The organism is Luteitalea pratensis (assembly GCF_001618865.1).
Classification (GTDB): domain Bacteria; phylum Acidobacteriota; class Vicinamibacteria; order Vicinamibacterales; family Vicinamibacteraceae; genus Luteitalea; species Luteitalea pratensis.
Genome location: NZ_CP015136.1, coordinates 4,561,974 through 4,584,528 on the forward strand (window position 1 = coordinate 4,561,974; position 22,555 = coordinate 4,584,528).

15 protein-coding genes are annotated in these 22,555 nt (G+C 67.6%); 5 read left to right on the forward strand and 10 right to left on the reverse strand.

Annotated elements, in window-relative coordinates; genetic code table 11:
* Positions 1–3: 3 nt before the first annotated feature.
* Both LuPra_RS18855 and LuPra_RS18860 read left to right on the forward strand, forming a co-directional pair.
* The gene (locus LuPra_RS18855) at positions 4–1,674 is read left to right on the forward strand and encodes a hypothetical protein (RefSeq protein ID WP_110172181.1); all 1,671 of its coding nucleotides are present in this window, start codon (positions 4–6) and stop codon (positions 1,672–1,674) included.
* Entirely contained in the window at positions 1,674–3,059 is a 1,386-nt protein-coding gene (locus tag LuPra_RS18860; RefSeq protein ID WP_110172182.1) for an NTP/NDP exchange transporter, read from the forward strand. The genes LuPra_RS18855 and LuPra_RS18860 overlap by 1 nt, the downstream gene beginning before the upstream one ends.
* On the opposite strand, the gene LuPra_RS18865 is transcribed toward LuPra_RS18860, so the two are convergent.
* Both LuPra_RS18865 and LuPra_RS18870 read right to left on the reverse strand, forming a co-directional pair.
* Entirely contained in the window at positions 2,983–5,217 is a 2,235-nt protein-coding gene (locus LuPra_RS18865; protein WP_110172183.1) for a hypothetical protein, read from the reverse strand. The two genes, LuPra_RS18860 and LuPra_RS18865, sit on opposite strands and share 77 nt — an antisense overlap.
* Positions 5,218–5,226: 9 nt before the next feature.
* Positions 5,227–6,849 (reverse strand): serine/threonine-protein kinase, encoded by a 1,623-nt coding sequence (locus LuPra_RS18870; protein ID WP_110172184.1) that lies wholly within the window; start codon positions 6,847–6,849, stop codon positions 5,227–5,229.
* Between the two features lie 341 nt (positions 6,850–7,190).
* On the opposite strand from LuPra_RS18870, the gene LuPra_RS18875 reads away from it, so the two are divergent.
* Positions 7,191–10,757, forward strand: a complete 3,567-nt coding sequence (locus LuPra_RS18875) for a hypothetical protein (protein ID WP_157899391.1) — start codon at positions 7,191–7,193, stop codon at positions 10,755–10,757.
* Between the two features lie 110 nt (positions 10,758–10,867).
* Here LuPra_RS18875 and LuPra_RS18880 read toward each other — a convergent pair whose 3' ends face one another.
* Positions 10,868–11,425, reverse strand: coding sequence for a DUF937 domain-containing protein (locus LuPra_RS18880; RefSeq protein WP_157899392.1), 558 nt, complete (start codon positions 11,423–11,425; stop codon positions 10,868–10,870).
* 101 nt (positions 11,426–11,526) lie between these two features.
* Positions 11,527–11,685, reverse strand: coding sequence for a hypothetical protein (locus LuPra_RS32065; RefSeq protein ID WP_157899393.1), 159 nt, complete (start codon positions 11,683–11,685; stop codon positions 11,527–11,529).
* A gap of 54 nt (positions 11,686–11,739) precedes the next feature.
* Here LuPra_RS32065 and LuPra_RS18885 point away from each other — a divergent pair, with 54 nt between their 5' ends.
* Complete coding sequence (locus LuPra_RS18885; RefSeq protein WP_110172187.1) at positions 11,740–12,699, forward strand: META domain-containing protein; 960 nt, start codon at positions 11,740–11,742, stop codon at positions 12,697–12,699.
* 12 nt (positions 12,700–12,711) lie between these two features.
* On the opposite strand, the gene LuPra_RS18890 is transcribed toward LuPra_RS18885, so the two are convergent.
* The 4 genes from LuPra_RS18890 to LuPra_RS18905 form a co-directional block, all read right to left on the reverse strand.
* Positions 12,712–13,566, reverse strand: coding sequence for a maleylpyruvate isomerase N-terminal domain-containing protein (locus LuPra_RS18890; RefSeq protein WP_157899394.1), 855 nt, complete (start codon positions 13,564–13,566; stop codon positions 12,712–12,714).
* 73 nt (positions 13,567–13,639) lie between these two features.
* Positions 13,640–14,935, reverse strand: a complete 1,296-nt coding sequence (locus tag LuPra_RS18895) for a Gfo/Idh/MocA family protein (RefSeq protein ID WP_234800462.1) — start codon at positions 14,933–14,935, stop codon at positions 13,640–13,642.
* Between the two features lie 16 nt (positions 14,936–14,951).
* Positions 14,952–15,821, reverse strand: coding sequence for an MBL fold metallo-hydrolase (locus LuPra_RS18900; RefSeq protein ID WP_110172189.1), 870 nt, complete (start codon positions 15,819–15,821; stop codon positions 14,952–14,954).
* A 29-nt stretch (positions 15,822–15,850) separates the two neighbouring features.
* Positions 15,851–16,948 carry a HupE/UreJ family protein gene (locus LuPra_RS18905; protein ID WP_157899395.1) on the reverse strand — a complete coding sequence of 366 codons (1,098 nt, stop codon included), beginning with the start codon at positions 16,946–16,948 and terminating at the stop codon, positions 15,851–15,853.
* 215 nt (positions 16,949–17,163) lie between these two features.
* Here LuPra_RS18905 and LuPra_RS18910 point away from each other — a divergent pair, with 215 nt between their 5' ends.
* A complete protein-coding gene (locus tag LuPra_RS18910; protein ID WP_110172191.1) occupies positions 17,164–17,688 on the forward strand; it encodes a DinB family protein in 525 nt (174 codons plus the stop codon).
* A 131-nt stretch (positions 17,689–17,819) separates the two neighbouring features.
* On the opposite strand, the gene LuPra_RS18915 is transcribed toward LuPra_RS18910, so the two are convergent.
* Positions 17,820–19,283, reverse strand: a complete 1,464-nt coding sequence (locus LuPra_RS18915; protein WP_110172192.1) for a DUF1501 domain-containing protein — start codon at positions 19,281–19,283, stop codon at positions 17,820–17,822.
* Between the two features lie 9 nt (positions 19,284–19,292).
* Positions 19,293–22,484 carry a DUF1553 domain-containing protein gene (locus LuPra_RS18920; protein ID WP_110172193.1) on the reverse strand — a complete coding sequence of 1,064 codons (3,192 nt, stop codon included), beginning with the start codon at positions 22,482–22,484 and terminating at the stop codon, positions 19,293–19,295.
* Positions 22,485–22,555: the final 71 nt, after the last annotated feature.

The window sequence follows — 22,555 nt, forward strand, 5'->3', positions numbered from 1 at the left end:
TCCATGCCAGCGCCTCGTGCCGCCCGCACCCCTCGCCGTGCCGCCCTCGCAGCAGTCGCCTGCCTGCTGCTCCTCGGGGCGTGGCGCGCCGACGAACCGCAGTTCGTGCATTTCAAGCCCGACGATCCGCTGTGGGTCGACTCCGACATGCTGGTCGATGCCAGCAGCGTCAAGGCGCAGGAGCTGAGCCAGTACTACGACTTCCTCGAGAATACGTTTGCCCTCAAGGGTGACCAGCGCGACGTGCGCGCGATGAACGTCAACACCCTCGACGAGGTGCCGGACTCGAGCTGGTTCAAGAACCGGATCACCCAGCGGCCGATCGACGACACGGATCTCGTGCGCGGGCCGAACTCTGTGCAAGCCCTGCATGCGCCGGGATGGACCATCGTGGCCGGCAAGAACACGGGGCTGCAGCCCGGCTTCCGCGCCGTGATCAGCGGCGCCTCCGACAAGCAGTTGTACCAGGTCGAATTCGATCCGCCCGGCTATCCCGGGCTCGCGACCGGCGCCGAGATGGTCGGCACACTGCTCTATCACGCGCTCGGCTACCACGTCGTCGAGAACTACATCGTCTACGTCGATCCCGCGCACATCACGATCGACCCGAAGGCCTCCTATCGTGACCGTGACGGTCGCCGGAAGCCGTTCACGCCTACGACGCTGGAACACATCCTGTGGCGCGCCGCACGTAGCCCCGACGGCACCTACCGGGCGCTGGCGAGCCGCTTCGCGCCGGGCAAGCCCGCGGGCCAATTCCGCTACTACGGCACGCGACACGACGACCCGAACGACATCTATCCGCACGAGCATCGTCGCGAGCTGCGCGCCGCGCGCGTGTTCGCGGCGTGGGTCAACCACGACGACTCGCGCGCCAACAACACGCTGGACATGCTCGAGGGCGACGGCGGTCAGTCGGCCGTGCGCCACTACATGTTCGACTTCGGCTCGATCATGGGCAGCGGCACCACGGGCCCGGACACGGCGCGATCGGGACAGTCGTATCTGCTCGACGCGCCGACCGCATGGCGCGTGCTGTGGACAATCGGCATCTGGGCGCCCTCCTGGGCGCGCCGGCACATGGCGCCGTATCACCCATCGGTCGGCCCGTTCACCGCCGACGGCTTCGAGCCCGAGGAATGGAAGGCCGAGTACCCCAACGCCGCCTTCCTCAACATGCGCGCCGACGACGCGTTCTGGGGCGCGCGCCGGGTGGCCGCCTTCACCGATGGGCAGCTGAAGCTGCTGGCCGAGCAGGGCCGCTACAGCGACCCGGCCGCGACCGCGCAGGTGGCGCAGGCGCTGATCGGCCGGCGCGATCTGATCGCGAGGGCCTGGCTGACGAAGGTGACGCCGCTCGTCTCGCCGGCGCTCGAGGAGGGTCGCCTGCGGTTTGCCAATGCGGCCGTGGACGCCGGTGTCACCCAGCCACCGACGAGTTATGACGTACAGTGGGTGCGCTTCGACAACGACAGCGGCACGCACACCGCCGTTGGCAGCGCCCTGACAGTCACGGCGCCGGAAGCGCCGTTGCCCGTCGAACTCGCAGAGGAGCGCTACGTGACTGCCCGCGTGCACGCCACCCACCCCGAGTACCGGCACTGGAAGACGCCAGTATCGTTCTACTTCCGCCGAGACGGCGACCGCTGGACGCCCGTCGGCCTGATCCGGTGATGAACGATCCTCGCACGCTGGTCTCGCACCCCGAGCTTCGGTCGCACCAGTCGTTCCCGCATTTCCAGACCGTCGGCGAGACGCCCAAGAGCGCGCTCGAACGCGGCCTGTCGTTCTTTGCCGATGTCCGATCCGGCGAGGGCGCGTCGGTCCTGCTCCTGACCTGCACGGTCTTCCTGTTGCTGGCCAGCTACTACCTGCTCAAGACCGCACGCGAAGCGCTCATCCTGAGCATCGACAACGGCGCCGAACTGAAGGCGTATTCGTCAGCGGGTCAGGCCGTCCTGCTGCTTGGCGTGGTGCCAGCGTACGGCTGGCTCGCCTCGCGCATGCCGCGCGTGCCACTGATCGGCGTGACGACGGCGTTGCTCGGCGTCAACCTGCTGGCGTTTGCCGCGCTCTACGCCGCCGGCACGGTCATCGCCGTGCCGTTCTACATCTGGCTCGGCATCTACAACGTCTTCACGATTTCGCAGTTCTGGGCCTTCACCAACGACCTCTATACGGAAGGCCAGGGGCGGCGTCTGTTCGCCTTCATCGGCGTCGGCAGTTCGCTCGGGGCGTGGTTCGGGGCCGAGGCGGCAGGCGCGCTGGTCAAGCGCACCGCCGCCGAGCCGGGGACGCTGATGATCCTCGCGGCAATCCTACTGACCACCTGCTTCGGGATGATCGTAGTGGTCAACAGGCGCGAGGTCCGGCGCGCGGACCCGGTTGGACAGCATCAGAGCGAAGCCCCGATCGGCGGGCGCAACGGCTTTGCCCTCGTGTTCAGTGACCGCTACCTGTTGCTGATTGCCGTCCTGATGGTGTTACTCAACGTGGTCAACAGCGCCGGCGAGTTCGTGCTCGGCAAGCTGGTGAGCGCGCAGGCGATGGAACTCTTCGCTGGCGACGCGCTCGCAAACGAGCGCCGCCGTTTCATCGCCGCCTTCTACGGCTCGTTCTTCGGGCGAGTCAACCTGCTCGGGTTCCTGCTGCAGTTGTTCGTGACCTCGCGCCTGCTGCGCGCCCTCGGCGTGCGCGGCGCGCTGTTCGTGCTGCCGGTCATCGCGCTCGTGAACTACTCGGTGATCATGGTGGCGCCGGTCCTCGCCGTCGTCTCGGTGCTCAAGATCTTCGAGAACGCCACCGACTACTCGGTCCAGAACACGGTCAAGCAGGCGTTGTTCCTGCCCACCTCGCGCGAGGCCAAGTACAAGGCCAAGGCGGCCATCGACACGTTCTTCATGCGGCTCGGCGACGTCACGCAGGCGGGTATCGTGCGGTTGGGTACCAGCCTCGGCGCCAGTGTCGCCGCCTTTGCCGCCTTCACCGTCGGGCTGACGGTGCTGTGGTTGGCGGTCGCGGGCCAGATTGCCCGGGAGCATCGCCGGAAGACGGTGTGATCTGGCGGTTCAGCTGCTCGAGCAGGCCATCCTGCGAGCGCAGCAACTCCTCGAGGGCCGTCTTGGACGTCGGACTGCCTTCGGACCGGCCGGAGCCGGCGTCCAGGATGTCCCAGAGGCGCACGCGCACGCTCTCGGGCAGCACGCCGGTCAAGTACTCCAGCGCCAACCCCCGCAGCATCGGGTCATCGGTGTGCACGACGCGGAACGCCACCTTGATGGGGTCGCGCGGCAGCACCGTCACGAGCAGCGAGAAGACGTGCTCGAGGCTGCGATTGGCACGGTCCCGCAGGTGTTCGTCGAGGAACATCACCGCGTCCGAACTCTCGAACTGATCGAGCAGCCGATGGCCATTCCAGACCGGGCGTGCGACTGACAGCTCGCGCTCGACAATCTGGAAGATGCGTGGCGCGTCGACGCGCAGCGAGGGGTCGGCGACGAGGATGCGATCCATCGCCCGGCTGCACTGGTAACGCACCTCGAAGCGAGTGTCGGCCAGGCCGAGCGCCAGGCCATCGAGCGCGCGCTGCGACGGCGCGCCGACGAGGATGCGCGGAATGCGACGGCGGATGGCGAAGTCGGTGGCGCCATCGAGCAGCGCATCCACCATCAGACCCACGTGCCGTTCGACGGTCCGCTCCAGTGCCCGTCGCACCTGCGCGGTCACGTCGTCCCACGCCAGCAACTGCAGCGTCTGGGAGACATGGATCGGCTCGAACGTCTGGGCGGATTCGAGCGCGACGATGACGCGCTCGCGATCGCCGGACCTGAGCTGCCGCAGCAGGTCGAGTGGTTCGTCGAGCAACACCTGGACCGGCACGTGCTCGCGATGGCCGGGGCGGACGTCCTCGAGCGCGAGCGGTGTCTCCACCACCGGCACTTCCAGGCTGAGGAGCGAGGGGCCGCCAAAGTCGCCCATGCTCATGAGTCCGTCGGATGCGGCCTGATCGACGAGCCGTTGCTCGATACTGCGCAGGTACATCGAATCCAGCCGTCTGCCGATCCAGATGCTCGCCGCGGCCATGAGCAGCACGACGCCGAGCATCTCGTTGACCACAAACAGCGGCCCGGTCATCAGCAGGAGTTGCACGACGCTGGCGCCGAGTGCGTCGCCGGCGCGATCGCACGCGACGTCCAGGAAAGTCTTGACCCGCCGCTTCTCACTCGGTGCCATGGCCGAGAAGAGCAACTCGTAGCCGCTGCGGAACAGCGATCCCCGCACGACCGATTCCGTGCCACGCGCGAGCGCGAACACCGGCGTCGAGGGGAAGAACACCGACACGATGGCGCCGACGCCGAGGCCGACCGGCAGCATGGTCACCGACCGGCCGACGCCAAGGCGACGCTGCACGGGTACGGCGGCGAAGGCCTGGAAGACGAAGGTGACGACCTGGATGACCGTGTAGAAGATCGCAAAGAACTGCAAAAGGTGGCCCTTGTCGTAGTCGGCGGCGGCACGTGACTTCAACAGGTAGTCGAGGATGGCGGCACTGGCCGTGCCGAAGATGACCAGGATCGCGATTTCCCGCGCTTGCGGCGACGCCTGGAACGACTTGAGCGCGAACACCGGCTCTGGTGCCAGGGCACGCGTCCGAGCTCGCACGGAGCCGCAGAGCGGCCAGAGGCCAATGGCGCACGCTGCATGCAGCGCCGCGAGCAGCAGCAACGCCGTGTCGGTCGACGCCCAGGCGCCGATCCGCTCGACAGCGAGACCACCGACGATGCCGCCCAGCGAGCCGGCGGTGGCAATACGAACGACCTGCTCACGCGCGGAATGCGGATCGAAGAGTTCGCTCGTGAGGGACCAGAACCCTGACAGCAACAGCGCCCCGAACGCGGCGACGTGGATGTACACGACAACGGGAATCACCGTCCCGGTGCCGGTGCCGGTCCATGCCCATTCGGCTACGTGGGCCGCGGCGCTGAGGATGAACCCGAGCGGCACCAGCCGGCGCGGCCCGAGCCTCGCGAGCAGGTTCGAGTAGACCGGCACGGCCAGCACCGACAGCACGGCTGACAGGATGACCATACGCGGCAGGGCGGTGACCGGCAGCGCGCCGAGAAACAGCGCGTCGCGCACGGCCTTGCCTGCGACCTGGTGCGCGAGCATGACGGCGGCAACCGTCATGGCCATCCGCGCGAGGGAGACGATGTACACGGCTGGGCGTCAGCGTACCAGCACGGGCGATGGCTGTAACAGGGCGTCGGGCTCGAGCGCAGGCGTGCGGTGCGAGGAGGACGGCGGCAGGTGCGTCCGCCACCACGCATCGGCATCCTCGCTGCACCACTGCTTGGCGTCCACGCAGGCGTCGAGCAAGCGGATCAGCGCCCGGGCACTCGCTGGCCGGTCCGCCGCCTTCTTGGCCAGGCACTGCAGCACGACCTTCTCGAGGTCCGGCGACACCGGCAACTCCGTGCGCTCGGACGGCGGCGCCGGCGCCTTCTGCACGTGCGCCACGGCCATCGCGGTGGGGCTGGTCTCGGTGAACACCAACGTCCCGGTCAAGAGGAAGTACGCGACGCAGCCAAGCGTGTAGATGTCCGCCCGCCCGTCGATGCGTTCCTCGCCCATCGCGATCTCCGGGGCGATGTAGCCCGGCGTGCCGGCCGACACACCCTCGACGGTGAGGTGCGTGAATTCCTCGGCCTGCGTCGGCTTCACCAGGCCGAAATCGAGGACCTTCACGAAGTCGTGCTGCAGCGCCACCTTGCACGCCATGATGTTGGATGGCTTCAGGTCGCGGTGAACGAGACCGCTGGCATGTGCCTCCTCCAGCGACAGGCACACCTGTCGCAGCAGGTGGATCACGCGGGATCCCGGTTGTGGTCCGAAGGTCTGCACGAGTTTCTGAAGGCTGACGCCATCGAGCAACTCCATGACGAAATAGAAGTGCCCTTCGCGCGAGGTGCCGAAGTCGTAGAGGTAGACCGTGTGCGGACTCTGCAGGTCCGCGGTCACCCGTGCCTCGCGCTCGAAGCGCCGCACGGCCACGTCGGCCTGTCTCGCCGACGCGCCCTGGACCAGTTCAGGGCGGATGATCTTGATGGCCGCCTCCCGTGCCAGCATCTTGTGCCGCGCACGCCAGACCTCACCCATGCCGCCACGGCCGATCAGCGACTCGAGGTGATAGCTGCCGAGGTCCTGCGCCTTCTGCGCGGCGAACTCCATGCCCTGGACCCGCTTGGCGATGAAGTAGGCCCACAGCGCCGCAAGGTACGGCATGGTCACCCAGACAATCAGCCGGTTGAGCGGCAGCGGCGGCAGGTCGAGCCGCGCCATGTTCATGAAGTACGCAAACGGCCACATCGACGCGGCCAGCAGGGCCACACTCAGCGTCACGATCGGCCGGGTTGGCACCAGGAAGCCGACAATGATGATCCAGACGGCGAGGTTCGAGCCGCCGCGGACGAAGGCACCGGGATCGAACGGCAGGCTCGTCTCGAGCGTTGAAATCGAGAACGCCACCACCACCTCGAACAACATCCCGAGTTGCAGGATGGTGGCCGGTGGCACGACGCGATACCGCTGGGCGGCGATCAACCCGGCGGCAAAGAGCACGTTGGCAAGCAGGGCCAGCGAATTGACCGGGTCCTGCTGGACCGGCACGACTTCGGGCTGCAGCACCCGCTGCAGCACGAACGAGAACACGGTCGTGGTGGCTGCCAGTAGCGAGACCCAGCACAATCGCCGCGTGGCCTGGCTCACCAGCCGCGGCGACATCGTCACGTCGTGCTCTTCGGGACCGGCGGTCATTTGCCCCGGCGTGGTGGCGCGGACGATGTCCTGCATGTCGAATCAGAGAAGCGATCGCGGCCATGATGCCCGATCGACGGACCAGAGAAGCCCGGGCGTCCGGGCGGGCTGCGCAAGTGAGTACTTGCGCTCCATGGAATAGCACATTCGGCCTGCCCTTGCCGATGCCTGCCGTGTGTCAGGCCTCCGACACGCGCGCAGCAACCCATTCTCAAGAACGTCGCGAGCCCCCGCGGGCGAACGGCGGGCTCGACCTGGACCCCATCCGTGTGCGCAAGAACCGATACGTCCGTTTATGTCTGGCGAGCCCTGGTGCGACAGGACGGCCGGCCCGTCGCTCGTCGCGCCTCCATCACGTCATTCAGGGGGAGCATGGCATGACCGCCTCACGACTTCGCGTACTCGGACGGGTGACTCATGGGATCGCCCTTGGGGCCGCACTCCTCGGCATGGCCTCCGCAGCCGAGGCGGCGCCGGTGGTGCGGCGCGCCAACGGCGCGGCAGCCAGCGACATCCAGGCCACCGTCGAACAGTTCAGGACCGACCTCGGCGGCGCCAACAACGGAGTCGGCGGCTCGACCACGAACGGGCGTCGCGAAATCAACTGGGACGCCGTGCCTGCCGGTGCGTCATCGCCAAATCCGTTGGCGACAGACTTCTTCAACGTGAACTCACCGCGCGGCGCCGTCTTTTTCACCAATGGCGACGGTTTCCAGGTCAGCGGGACGCCAGACCGTTTCGGCAACTTCAACCCCACCTATCCTGGGCAGTTCACGACGTTCAGTCCGCAGAAGCTCTTCGCGCCGACGGGCTCGTTCATCATGGACGTGACATTCCGCATCCCGGGGACGTCGGTGCCCGCGACCGTCTCCGGCTTCGGCGTGGTGTTCACCGACGTGGACGTGTTCGGACCGACGAAGGTCGAGTACTTCGACGAGCGCGGCCAGCGGATCGGACCGGTGGTCGACACCACCACGGCTTTCGTCGGAGCGATGAGCTTCGTCGGCGTGTCCTTCAATGCCGGCGAACGGGTCGCCCGCGTGCGCATCACGAGCGGCGATGCCAGCGTCTCGGCTGGCGCGAACGATATCTCCAACGGTGGCCTCAGCGACGTCGTCGTGATGGACGACTTCATCTACGGCGAGCCGCAGCAGATGACTGGCGCGACCAACCTCGACACGTCCTTCAATGCCGACGGACAGGCCGAGGTCAGCCAGGGGTTCGTGGAGCAGGGTGAAGCGATCGCCATCCAGCCCGATGGCAAGATCGTGGTCGTCGGCTTCTCCGATGGCCTCGGCGGCGCCGGCGAGGCGGATTTCCTCGTAGTGCGCTACAACCCCGACGGCTCCCGCGACGCCAGCTTCAGTGGCGACGGCCGCATCAACTTCAGCTTTGGACCCGACCTGACCGGCATCGATCGCGGCAGCGCGGTGGCACTCCAGCCCGACGGCAAGATCGTGGTGGCCGGCACGACCGATGCTGGCGGCGGCAACATCAACCACTTCGCTGTCGCGCGGTTGCTGCCCAACGGCGAACTGGACCCCAGCTTCGATGGCGATGGGCGGGTCACGATCGACTTCAACTTCGACGACATCGGCAACGCCGTCGCCATCCAGCCGGACGGCAAGATCGTGGTGGCCGGCCAGTCTGCAGCTGACACGGCGGTGGCCCGCTTGTTGACCAACGGCTCGCTCGACCCGGACTTCAACCCGGTCGCAGTCCCGACGCTCGAAAACGGCGACGGCCGCTTACGCATCGACCTCGGCAACACCGACTTCGCGCAGGCCATCATCGCCGCCCCAGATGGCAGTCTGTTGGTCGCCGGACGTGCCGACAACGGCGGCGGGGACGACATGGTGGTGTTGAAGCTCGATACGTTTGGCACCCGGGTCGGCGGGTTCGGGAGCAACGGCGCGACCTACATCAACTTCAGTGGGGCGGATCGGGCCGACAGCCTCGCACTGCTGCCTGACGGACGGTTGGCAGTGGGCGGGACCTCCGCAGCGGGGACCGACTTTGCCGTCGCGCGCCTGGCGGCCAACGGCGCACTCGACAGCACGTTCAATGGCACGGGGCGGGTGACACTCAACTTCGGCGGCAGCGACGTCCTCACGGGCCTGGCCCTGCAACCGGATGGCCGCCTGGTGCTCGCCGGATTCACCAGTGCCGGTGGTGGCACGCCGCAAAACATTGCCATCGCCCGCCTCACCACAACGGGGCTCGCCGACACCACGTTCGCCGCTGGCGGCCGTGACATGCTCGACCTCGGGTTCAGCGAGATTATCCGCAACGTCGCCCTGCAGTCCAACGGGCGCATCGTCCTCACCGGGAAGACGACCAACAACGAAGACATGTACACCGTGCGGCTCATCGGCGGACCGCCGCCGTCGGTCTCGATCGTCTCCCCGACGACAGCGATCAGCACGACGGCGACGTCGACGTTCCTGGCGCTGGCGGGTACGGCCGCCGATGCCGCTGGTGTCACACGCGTTACCTGGACGACTGACCGCGGCTTCTCAGGAACCGCCACAGGCACTACCGCGTGGTCTGCCGACGTCGCGCTGGCCGCCGGTACCAACCGAGTGACCGTCACGGCCACCAACGCCAATGGTGTGATCTCGGCCGATGCGTTCGTCGTCACCGTCAGCGAGTTCGCGTACTTCCTCTCGGAGGGCGCGACGGGCTCGTTCTTCGACCTCGACATCCTCATCGCCAATCCGACGACGACGGAGGCCAACGTCGCGATCTCGTACCTCAAGCCGGACGGGACGACGGTGCCGCAGACGTTCACGCTGGCGGCGCAGTCACGACGCACCGTCAAGGTTGACCAGGTCGTCGGTGTCGAGAACACGGCGGTATCGGCCGTCGTGCGATCCACCAACGCCGTGCCACTCGTCGTCGAGCGGACGATGTTCTGGGACAGCACCTATTACGGCGGCCACACGGGCAATGCGGTCGACGCGCCTGCCACGCAGTGGCTCTTCGCCGAGGGCAACCAGGGCTTCTTCGACACGTACGTGCTGCTGGCCAACGCCAACGCCACGGAGGCGACGGCGACCGTGACGTTCCTCGTGGAAGGTGGCGCGAACGTGGTGCAGGTGGTGCCGGTGCCACCGACGACGCGGCTGAACGTCTACGCCGGCATCATTCCGCAACTGATCGGCAAGTCCTTCTCGATCGTCGTCACGTCGACGCAGCCGATCATCGCCGAGCGCGCGATGTACTTCGGCACCCGGCTCTTCGAAGGCGGCCACGAATCGGCCGGCGTGCCGGCGGCCTCCACCAGGTGGTTCCACGCCGAGGGCGCGACGGGGTCGTACTTCGATTTGTACCTCCTCGTCGGCAATCCCAATCCCACCGTGGCCAACCTGACCGTGACGTTCCTCAAGGACGACGGCACGACGCTGGTGCGCAGCAAGCAGGTGCCGGCCAACAGCCGCTTCACCATGCACGTGGACGGCGAGGATCCGTCGCTGGCCAATACCGCGGTGTCGACCACGGTGGTATCCGACATCCCCGTGGTGTCGGAACGCGCCATGTACTGGCCGGGAGATTCGAGCACCTGGTTCGAGGCACACAACAGTTTCGGCGTCACGACCACTTCGACGAAGTGGGCGCTCGCGGAGGGACGCGTCGGCCAGCTGCAGGAATTCGAAACCTTCGTCCTGATCGCGAACCCGTCGACATCGCTGGCGACGGTGCGCGCCACGTTCCTGCGCGCCAATGGCCAGCCGCCGGTGACCAAGACCTGGGACGTGCTGCCGACGAGCCGCTTCAACATCTGGGTGAATGCGATGGTGCCCGAGCTCGTGAACGAGGAATTCGGCGTGCTGATCGAAGTGCTCAACGGCGTGGACGTCGCCGTCGAGCGCGCCCTGTACTGGAAGTCAGGGGACGTGGAGTTCGCCGGCGGAACGAATGCGACGGCGGTGCGAGTGCCTTAGGGCGACTACTCGACGAACGTCGGACGCCGAACGCCGAACGCCGCCTCCACTCTCAGCATTGTCGCCAAATGAGCGCGGGCCGACTCGACCGAGTCGGCCCGTGCCGCGTCTCACTTGATGAACTTGTTCGCCATGCCCAGGATGTCGTCCATGACCGATCCGTCGTTGTTGCCATCGAGCACGGGCGTGAGCATGTCGAGTAGCCCGCCGCCGGCACCCACCTGCGGCTGACCGGCCTGAGCCAACGCGCCGCCCGAGCCGCCTTTGGCCAACGCCCCCATCACCAGCGTCGCCACCATCGGCAGCATGGCCTTGAGGATCTCAGGGCCGACGCCAGACTGCGCGGCGGCGCGCAAGGCCACTTGACGGCTGACGTCCTTGCTGCCGAAGATCTGGCCGAGGATGCCATTGCCATGGTCCACTGCGGCTTGCTCTGCGAGCTGCGACGGATCCTCGGCATACCTCGAGACGCCGGCCCCTGCCAGCGAGCCGAGGAGGGCGTCGAGCCCAGGGCCACCGGCGGCGTTGCGCTGAACACCGGCCGCTACCGTCGGCAGCAGCGCGCTGAGCGCTGACTGCGCCTGTGCGGCGTCGAGACCGAACTGGCGGCTGATCTGATCGACCGCGACTCCATTGTTGGCGCCGAGAAGCTGCTCGAGCATATTCATGTGGGCCTCCGCGTGAAACGCGCAGGCTACTGTACTCGCCTTTGCGGGAATGGTGCCGCGGCCGAGCTCGCAGTTGTGATACGCCTGACGTGTACGCCGCGTCAGCCGATCACGAACAGACCGACAATGAAGACGCCGGTGAGCAGGAGGAACAGGACCAGCCATACCAGGGCAATCGTGCGCTCCTCCTCGGGCTTCGGCTCGCTGATGCCGATGGTCATGTGGATCACGCGTACCAGGCGCACGAGCGGGTCGAGCATGTGCCATTGAGTACCACGAACGGCCTGCCCGGGCCCCACGAGGGAACGAGAATCATGCTGCACATGCGTGCGTTGTCCGTCCGGTCCTGGCGATCCCTCGTTGCCGGTCTCGCTCTCGTCGGCGCGTGCTCGGCCGGGCCCGAGGAGAAGCGTGTTGCCGTGAGTCAGGACACTCCTGCGCCAGTAGCACCGGCCGCGGCCTCGATCACCGAAGGCCAGGTGGCCGGCGCCACGATCAGCGGCCTCTTCGCTGCGCCTGCCGCGTTCGTGGAGGGCAGCCACGAGGGCGCGCCGTTCGCGCAAGGAGGCGCTGCGCGACCGCTGGCCGTGATCATGATGCCGCTCGTGCGGTTTGGCGAACTCGACGCCGCGCCCGGCGCCGACGCGGCGGTCGTGATTGCGTCCAACGAGGGAGGCAGCGGCGAGCGGATCACGCTGGCGATCGTCGGGATGCGCAACGGCACGGCGACCGGCGTTGCAACCGCGAGCGTCGGTGATCGCACGAAAGTGCGCGACGTGCGGGTGGCCGGGCCGGACATCAGCATCGACGTCGTCGAGATCGGCCCGGGTGAGCCGGCGTGCTGCGGCACGCAGCTCGCCACGAAGACGTATCGTCTCGAGGGATCGACCTTGTCGCAGAAGTCCTCGCAGCTGACCGGCACGTTGTCGCTCGCGGCCACCGTCGCGGGCCACACGTGGACGACGGTGGCCATGGACGGCGCGCCCGTCGCTACCGGCGTCACGCCGCCGACCCTGACCCTTGCCGAGGGGCGCATCAGCGGCACGTCTGGCTGTAACCAGTACCGCGGCCCAATCGCCGAGCCTGCGCCGGGCACACTACGGATCGGTCCGACGGCCGGGACGCGCCGTGCGTGTGCCGGCGGCGCGGGCGACGTCGAGGCTCGTTTCCTGAAGACCCTGTCAGCAACGACCCGTTACACGTTCCTGGCCGGGCGGCTGGTGCTCTCTGGAGTGGATGGCGATCAGATGCGCAGCATCACGTTCTCGCGCTGACGTTGCGCTCCACTAGCCGACGATCGCCCGCGACCGAAGCACGGCCCCGGCGAGCACATGGTCGCCGCTGGCCTGGCAGTCGCGCGCGATGTCGTGTGCCGACAGCCCTTTCGTGAACAACCGCCAGGCGATGCGTGCGGGGATCGTCACGTGCGCCAGCGGAGCAGGTTCCGGATCGGGCCGCTCGGCATCGGGGCCTGGCGCACCTGCTGGGCCGTCGAGGTGCCAGGCAGCATGCTCGCGAGTCAGCGTCCACGCGCCGCCGCCTGCTCCGTCGACGATCACCACGATGCGCCCGCTCTCCGGTGCCTCGAGGTCGCGCAGCGCGTGCGGCAGCACGCGCATGAACGTGGCGACCAGCGGCGCGTAGAAACGTGTCGTCATCAGCGGCTCGAGCGCACCGACGGCCAGCCGAATCTGTGCCTGGTGATGCCATCGCTCCGTGTATTCGCGAGCCACGTCGAACCAGTGCGCGGATGTCGACTCCCCCGCCCAGCTCACCGGGAATGCCGCGATGTCGTCAGGTGCGCTCGCGCGGAGATGGTCCCGTAGCTGCGCCGCGGCCAATGTCATCAGGTCGATCAGGACAGCTGGACTGAGGCGACCGTACGTGCGGACGCCCTCGGCGTTCATGGCGTTGACGAACCGGACGAGATCCGCTTCGGAACGGATCTCGACGTCGGGCGGCCATCCATCGCGGACGAACGACAGGCGCCGAAGCGGCGTATCGAGCAGGTGCCCCACCACGTCGCGCACCGTCCACGCACCCGCGATCGTGGTGCGGCTCCAGTCCTGCCGGGACAACGACCGCAACAGCGTCAGCAGTTCATTATCGAGCGGCTCGAACAGGGGGAGGGTCTGGATCACGATCGGGAGTCGGGAGTCGGAAGTCGGAAGTCGGAAGTCGGGGTGCCCGGCCCCGGCACCCGGAACCCGTTCTTCAGAGCGCGTACGGCTTGCGGAACTTCCGCGAGAGATGCTTGTCGGCGTCGCCGTCGCCGACGAAACGTTCGCGGCTGTCATCCCACTGGAGCCGGCGTCCCGTTCGATACGCGATGTTTGACAGCAACCCGAGCTTCGTGACCCGGTGGCCGTAGCGCACGTTGCACGTGGTCTCGATGTTGCGCGCCTTGATGCCGTCGAGGAACTCGCGCAGGTGTCCCGGCGAATCCGGGATGGTCTGCGCCGGCCGCGTGAAGCTTTCGACCAGCTTCCCTTTCACCCAGAGTTCGTGCTTGGTGTAATTGACGACGAGCGTGCCGTCGCTGCCCTCGAAGACACAGCCGATGCCACCCATGTGCGTAAAGCCGGGTGGCGGCTCCGGCCGCAGGCTGAACGAGACGATGAGGCCAGGATACTCGAGCATCGCCTCCATCGTGTCGGGCGTCTCGGTGGCGTCGTTGACGACGAAACGTCCGCCCAAGGCCGAGACCGAGCGCGGCGCCTTCAGGTCGAGCGCCCACACCGCCACATCCATGATGTGACACCAGAAGTCGATGAACGTGCCGCCTGAGTAGTCCCAGAAGTTGCGGAACGTCAGGTGCGACCGCAGGGGATGATAGGGCCGCTTCGGTGCCGGGCCGAGCCAGAAGTCGTAATCGAGTTCGGGCGGCTCGGTGGCGGGCTCGTTATTGGTAAGGGCCGCGTTCCACGTCCGCCAGCACCCGGCGCGATGAATGCGCCCGAGCGTGCCCGATTGCACGATCTCCACGACGTCGCGGTAGTTCCGCCCCGTATTGTGGATGTGATTGCCCATCTGGGTGACGCGGGCGTGACGGGTCGACGCGTCGGCCATGGCCCGACCTTCCGCCACGCTGTAGGAGAGCGGCTTCTCCACGAAGACATCCTTGCCCGCCTCCATCGAACGCACTGCCGCAATCGCATGCCAATGATCGGGTGTCTGGATCGCGACGGCGTCGATGTCCTTGTTCGTGAGCAGGCGGCGGAAGTCGGCCTCACCCGGCGGCGCGTACCCCAGCGTCGATCGCACCAGGGCGATGGCCGCGTCCCGATGGCGCCCGTCGACGTCACAGATGGCCGCGATGCGGACATCCGGGTGCGTCATGAACTCCTTGAGCCGCCCGGTCCCCATCCCGCCGACACCGATCAATGCCAGTTGGATCTGGTCGCTGGGCGCCGCCGGTTGGGCGAACAGCGGACGATGGATCACGGTGGCGAGCCCAGCGGCCGCGCCGAGGAACACGCGGCGCGACACGCCGCTCGAATCGTGCAACACACGGAACTCCCGGGTCTTACTTCTTCAGTTCGCCGTAGATGGCGGTGACGTTGGCTTGCCCGCGCCCGATCTGGTACTCCTTGAACTTTTCCGGCAGCTTGAGCCCGGCAAACGCCTCTTCGGGCGTCTTGCCGTCCTTGACCGCCTGCTGGACCGCCGACAGGAACGCGGCGTTGAACTCGCCGAACTCCACGAACTTCGCCCAGGGCATCACGTCGGAGTGCCCGGGAATCACGGTGTCGACGCCGGTGATGCCGGCGGCGGCCTTCTTCAGCGTGTCCGGATAGGCCACGCCCGAGCCACCGTTGTTCGTGTCGATCAGCGGCGTGCCCAGCCCGGCAAACAGGTCACCGGTGTGGGCAACCCGCAACTCGGGGAACACGACGATGGTGTCGCCGTTGGTGTGACCAGGTCCGAAGTAACGCAATTCGATGCGCTCGGCACCAGACCCGACGGTCAGCTGGTCCGTGTACGTCCGATCCGGCAGGAACTGGGCCTTGTCGCCAGCAAACGCCGGCATCTTCTCCATGTTCGTCTTGGTGTTGGCATGCGCCACGACCTCGACCGACGCCGGGAAGAACTCGTTGCTGCCGACGTGATCCCCATGCGTGTGGGTGTTGATGATCATCGTCACGGGCTTGTCGGTGACGGTGCGCACCTGCTGCATGATGCGCTCGCCCCAGTTGGCCAGCTTGGTGTCCACGAGCACGACGCCCTTGCTCGTCACGAACGCCGCGGTGTTGCCGCCACCGCCCTTGACCACGAACAGGTTGTCCTTCACCTTGACAAGTTCGGCCGTTTGAGGCGGGCCGGAGGCAGGCTGCCGGGCCGCGATGCCAGCCGCACCGGCAGCCACGATGATTCCGATCAAGAGAAGACGTCGCATGGGTCCTTCCGTGTCTCACGAAGTCAAGGTCAGGCGCGTCCTTGCAGGACGCGCTCCACGAACCAGTACGCGCCGGCGAGCATGACGAGGGCCGAACCGGCCGTCGCCACCAGTCCCGACCACGCAGGACGATGCCGCCGCAACAGCCCAAGCCCGAGCGCGGCAATCAGCACGATGACCGCCTGCCCGATTTCCACGCCGAGGTTGAACGCGAACAACGATACTCCAAGCGCCGCGGACGGCAACCCGGTGTCGCGCAGCACGCTTGCGAACCCGAACCCGTGCACCAGCCCGAACGCCAGTGCCACCCAGGCGCGAATGTCGCGCTCGCGACTACCGACAAACAGGTTGTCCGCGCCCACGAAGACGATGCTGAGGGCGATCAGCGGCTCGACGATGTGCGACGGGGGCGTGAGGATCGACAGCGTCGCCAGGGCCAGGGTGATGCTGTGACCGAGCGTGAAGGCGGTGACGATGGCGAGCAGACGGCGCAGGCGCCCGCCTGGCAGGAGCAGTCCGATGAGGAACAGGATGTGATCCGGGCCGATCGCGATGTGATGGATGCCGGACGCGACGAATCGGCGCAGCACCGCCATCCGCCCCTGTGGCGTGCCCGTGTAGTGGTCCGCACGGACCCGATCGCGGTTGAGCACCTCCTGCCATGTAACCCGGCCCGCCTCGTACACCGTGACGAAGGTCTGGTGCGTCGCGTCTTCCGGAAAGAGCCGCGCGCCCAGCCCGAGGTGCCCGGCCGGGCGCGACAGGGCGGCATGCCACGCGACACCGACCGCATCCTGGCCGGGCATCGGTTCCACCCGGTCGATGACCCATGTAATCGGTGTGCCGTCGGCTTCGATCGCCACCCGCGTGGTCACCAGCGTCACGATGCCGTCAGCCTGGGCAGTAACCACCTCCTCATTCGCCAGGGCCGACGGGTCCGGCATGTCGAGCGCGCGAGCGACGTCGATGGCGTGCAGCACGACAGTGCCCGAGAGGCGGTCGGACGCGACGGTGATGTCGAGATAGCTGAAGGGTGCGGGATGGGAGCCGGCGATCCGGGGCGATCCCGCCCAGACGGCCGTCATGACGAGTCCCACCAGCCAGCAACTCCCCCCACGCGTGCTCACCGCGCGAGATTCTATAGGCAGCGCCGTGCCGGGCCATGCCGATGTCGCTGCGTAGTTGTCGACCTTCAGGTCGACAGTCAGTTGTGTTCCGGGAAGCTGGGCCGCCCGCCGCGCGTCAGCGCCGACCTGGAGGTCGGCGCCTACGAAGACCCGGCAGGTAGGGCCGGCCAGCGCGGCCCTCTGTTATAGTCGCGGCCGCCTCACGGAGATTTCCCATGCATCGACTCCTGATCGCGACCGGTCTCGCGCTCGCAGCGCTCCTGCTGCCCGTTACTCACGCATCTGCCCAGTCCGCGGCCATGGATGGCATCCGCGGCGAATTCACTGCCGTGAAGACCTCGGTGATGACTGCGGCCAACAAGGCCCCCGAGTCCATCTACGGGTTCCAGGCGACGCCGGAGGTGTACACGTTCCGCAAGATGCTGCTTCACATTGCCGATGCCGGCTACAGCATCTGTTCCGGATTCAAGGGCACGCCGGGGCAGCGGCCCAAGGTCGATGCCGACGCCGTGCTTCCCAAGGCCGACGTCGTGGCGGCGCTGACCAAGGCCTTCGCCTTTTGCGACGAGGCCCTCGCGGCCGCCAACGATGCCACGCTCGGCGAAACCGTGACGGCGCCCTCAGGAACGAAGCGGCCCAAGAGCTATTACGCCAGCCACCTGCTCGCGCACACAAGCCTGCACTACGGCAACGTGATCACGTACATGCGGCTCAACAAGCTGTCGCCGGGCGAGCAGTAGGGGCGCCGACGGCCGGGCTCGGAGAGCCGGCCCTACCGCGGACGGTGAACCAGCCTACCGCGGATGATGGCCCGCCTGCCTCGGCTAATGAGCCGGCCTGACAGGTATTCGGAGCCCCCGATTCGGACGGGTCACGCCAGCAGTGCGTCGACGACGGTGCCGCTGACGTCGGTGAGCCTGAAACGGCGGCCCTGGTGCAGGTACGTCAGGCGTTCGTGGTCGACGCCGAGCAAACGCAGCAGCGTCGCGTGGAAGTCGTGCACGTGTACCCCACCGTCGACGATGTTGTAGGCGAAGTCGTCGGTGGCGCCGTGGACATAGCCGGCCTTCACGCCGGCGCCGGCCATCCAGATCGAGAAACAACGCGGGTGATGGTCGCGACCGTAGTTGGAGGACGTCAACTTGCCTTGTGAGTAGCTGGTACGACCGAACTCCCCGCCCCAGACCACGAGTGTGTCGTCGAGCATGCCGCGACGTTTCAGGTCGGTGACCAGAGCGGCGCTGGCCTGGTCGGTCTCGCGGCACTGCCGCTCGATCCCCTTGGGCAGGCTGTCGTGCTGATCCCAGCCCTGGTGATAGAGCTGGATGAACTTGACTCCGCGCTCCGCCAGGCGTCGTGCCAGCAGGCAATTGGACGCGAAGCTGCCCGGGAGCCTGGCGTCCGGCCCGTAGAGATCGAGTGTTGCCTCGGTCTCGCCCGACACGTCCATCACCCCGGGCACGCTCGCCTGCATCCGGTAGGACATCTCGTACTGCGCGATGCGTTGGTCTACCTCGCCGTCGCCGAGTTGCTCGGCGGCGTAGGCGTGCAGGTCGCGCAGCCGATCCAGCAGGAGCCGGCGTCCCTGCGGCGTCACGCCGCGAGGGTTGGTGAGGTACAGGACCGGATCCTTGCCGCTGCGGAACTGCACGCCCTGATGCCGTGAGGGCAGGAACCCGCTCCCCCACAACCGCGAGTACAGCGGCTGATCCACCTTGCCAGGCGTGATCAGTACGACGAAGGCTGGCAGGTCCTGAGTATCGGTGCCGAGTCCGTAATGCACCCACGCGCCGATGCTGGGGCGCCCGGCGATCTGCGAGCCGGTCTGGAAGAACGTGATCGCAGGGTCGTGGTTGATCGCGTCGGTGTGCATCGATCGGACGATGCAGAGGTCGTCGACGACCCGGGCTGTATGCGGCAATAAGTCGGAGACCCACGTGCCGGACCGCCCCTGCTGCGAGAAGCCGAACTGCGAACCGGCAAGCGGCAGCACCGACTGGTTGCCTGACATGCCCGTGAGCCGCTGCCCCTGGCGGACCGAGTCTGGCAGGGACTCGCCGTTGCGCGCGCGGAGCACGGGTTTGTCGTCGAAGGTCTCGATCTGGGAGGGCCCGCCGGCCATGAACAGGTAGATGACCCGCCTGGCCTTCGGCGGGAAATGCAGCTGCGAGCCGAGCACGCCCGGGGTCGCCTGCGACGTCATCGCCCCGAGCCGCAAGGGGTTCACGAGATCGGCAAGGGCGATGCCGCCGAGCCCGAGCCCGAACCGGTTCAGCACAGCGCGCCGCGACAGGCCGGCGGCTGGTAGCGCTCCCGTGCATTGATGGTTACTCATCTGGCGGCCTCATCGAATCACCACGAACGCATCGAAGTTCAGGATCAGCGTCGCCACGTTGGTGGTGGCGGCGACGTCGGCAGCCGGGAGCGTGGCATCACGCGGTGTGCCGCCGACGGCGAGGAGTGCCGCGGCAGCCCGTGCGTCAGCCTGGTACAGGCGGCGCTGTTGCTCGAACGCCTGCGCGAGGATCGCCGCTTCGCGCGCGTCCGGTGCCCGTCCCGTGAGCTGCTGGAATGCTCCTCTGTGCCGAGCCGCCGGGTCCTGCGGATGCTCGCGGACCAGGCGCTCGGCGAGTACTCGAGCCGCCTCCACGAACTGCGGATCGTTGAGCAGCACGAGCGACTGCAGCGGCGTCACGGTGACCTCGCGCCGCGCCACGCACACCTCGCGCGACACGGCGTCGAAGGTGGTCATCGCCGGCGGCGGCGACGTCCGGCGCCAGAACGTGTACAGGCTGCGCCGATAGAGCTTGTCGCCCTTGTCCTGGCTGTATGTCTGCCCGGTCCCGGACTGCTCCCACAGGCCCTCCGGCTGGTACGGCTTCACGCTGGGCCCGCCGATGGTCCGGACCAGCAGGCCGCTTGCGGCGAGGGCACTGTCGCGGATGTGTTCCGCGGGCAGGCGCAGGACCGGCCCGCGGGCGAGCAGCAGGTTCTCCGGGTCCAGGCGCAGCGACTCTGTCGATGCCAACGACGACTGGCGGAAGGTATCCGAAGACACGATCAGGCGGTGCAGCGCCTTGACGTCCCACCCGCTCTCGACCAAGCGCGAGGTGAGCCAGTCGAGCAGGTCGGGATGCGTCGGTTGTCGTCCCTGGCTGCCGAAGTCTTCCGGCGTGGCGACGAGGCCCCTGCCGAAGTGCAGCTTCCAGATCCGGTTGACGACGACGCGAGCGGCCAGGGGGTTGGCGCGACTGGTCAGCCAGCGCGCGAGGCCGAGCCGATTCCGCGGCTGGTCGGCAGGGAACGGCGGCAGGCTCGCGGGCGTGTCACGGGACACCACGTCCTTTGGCGCATCGTAGGCGCCCCGTGCGAGAAGGTGCGCCGGGCGGGGCTCCGCGAGTTCCTCCATCACCATCAGCTCGGGTACTGGCCCGATCAGCCGGTTCTGCTCCACCCGCAACCGTTGCAGCGCCGCACGCGCGGTGCGCGACGGCACATGCACGCGGGCCAGGAAGTGCGCGCGGGCAACGGTGTCGCCCGCATCATCGCCTGGCACCGTCCCGGCGACCTCCGCGGCCGAGAGGGACACGTCGTAGACACGCAGGTCGTCCACGAGGCCGTGCCTGAACCCGCTGTCGCGAAAGCGTGCGCCAAGCGTAAGTGCAACCGGCTCCTTCTGCAGGTCGCCAGCGCCCTTGTCGTACAGGATGTCCTTGACGAGGCGGTCGCGCACGACGTCCACCGGCACGGGTGCCCCATCGACGTAGATGACGATGCCTTCGGCGCGGCTCGATCCGTCGTAGGCAATCACCAGGGACGACCAATGTCCGATCGGCAGCGGGATGCGCGCCCGCACGGCGATGGCGTTGCCGGGCCAGAAGTGAATCAGTCCGAAGAATGGCCGGCCATCCTCCAGTGTCAGCTCGAAGCCGCGGCTGCCCGCATCGGTCCAGGCCCGCGACTGGTGCAGCACGACGGCGCGCGCCTGCGTCTCGGTCGGCTTGACCCGAATGGCGATCGAGAACGGGTCGGTCCGCGAGAATGGGCGCAGATCCTTGAGCACGACGGCGTTGTCGCCGCTGAACCGCAAGGCCCGCCCGCCGCTCGCGTCGGGATCGTCGACCAGTGTCGGCCCGTCCTGCAGCGTCGCGACCGCGCTGGTGATCGCGTCGGGTGTGGTATCGCCGGCCACGGTGTCGAAGGCCAGATGCGCGATCGGTGCGGGTGGCGTGACCGTCGCGGATGCGCGCCAGGCGCGGAAGGCTGGATCGGACGCCCGCGCGAGTTGCCGCAGGCGTGACTCGGTGGCCTCGATGCGGCGTTGCACGCGGCTGTAGGCAGCCTGCTCGTGCGCCGGCCAGAGCAGCAGCGACGGCGACGGCGTCGCATTCGTGAAGTGCGAGTACAGGCCGGATTCGTCGATGCTGTTGAAGAACGCGAACAACGAGAAGTAGTCGCGCTGGGTGATGGCGTCGAACTTGTGATCGTGGCAGCGCGCGCATTCGAGCGTCAGCCCGAGCATGGCCGTGCCGAGGGTATTGACACGGTCGGCGACGTACTCGGTCCGGAACTCTTCTTCGATGCTGCCGCCTTCATTGGTCTGGCGGTGGAGGCGATTGAATGCGGTGGCGATGCGCTGCTCGCGCGTCGCGTCGGGAAGGAGGTCGCCGGCCAGTTGCCAGGTCAGGAACTGGTCGTACGGCAGGTTTGTGTTGAAGGCTCCGATCACCCAGTCGCGGTACGGCGACACATCGCGGGTCACGTCGGCCTGGTACCCGTACGTGTCGGCGTAACGCGCGAGATCGAGCCAGTCGGCGGCCATCCGCTCGCCATACGCCGGCGAGGCCAGCAGGCGGTCGACGACCCGCGCGTACGCGGATGGCGAGTGGTCGGCGCGAAAGGCCTCGATATCGGCCCGGCCTGGCGGCAGGCCCGTGAGGTTGAACGAGAGACGCCGCAGCAGCAGTTCTGGCGCGGCCGGCGGGGACGGCGACACGCCCTCGGCCGCAAGACGCATGCGGACGAACGCATCGATGGGGGTTTGGCCAGCGTCGCTCAGCGCCGGCACCGGCGGTGACGCGACCGGCTCCCACGACCAATGGGCGCGATAGGGCGCGCCCTCGCTCACCCACCGTGTCAGCAGGGCCGTCTCCGCTGCCGTCAGCGCCAGGTGCGCGTCCGCGGGTGGCATCAGGTCTTCGTCGTCGGACGGCAACTGGATGCGGCGAATCATCTCACTGCGGACCTTGTCGCCCGGCGTGACGACCGCCATGCCCGCCTCGAGGTCCTTGAACAGGCCATCGCGCGTGTCCAGGCGCAACTTGGCCTTGCGCTTGCTGGCGTCGGGGCCATGGCATCGGAAACAGCGGTCCGACAGCAGGGGGCGGATCTGGCGGTTGAAGTCGACGGCAGGAGCCTGGTCGGGGGCCGCCGCCGGGGGCGCCGGCTGCCGGGCTCTTGCCGAGGATGCGCCGCACGCCACGATCAGCAGGACCATCGCGGTCAGGTGACGCCAGCGTGTCCCGCTCGCCCGCATTGGCGCATTCTCTGGCCCGGGTCGGCGGGTGTCAATCGCGGCGACGTCGGTCTCAAGCCTCAAGCGTCAAG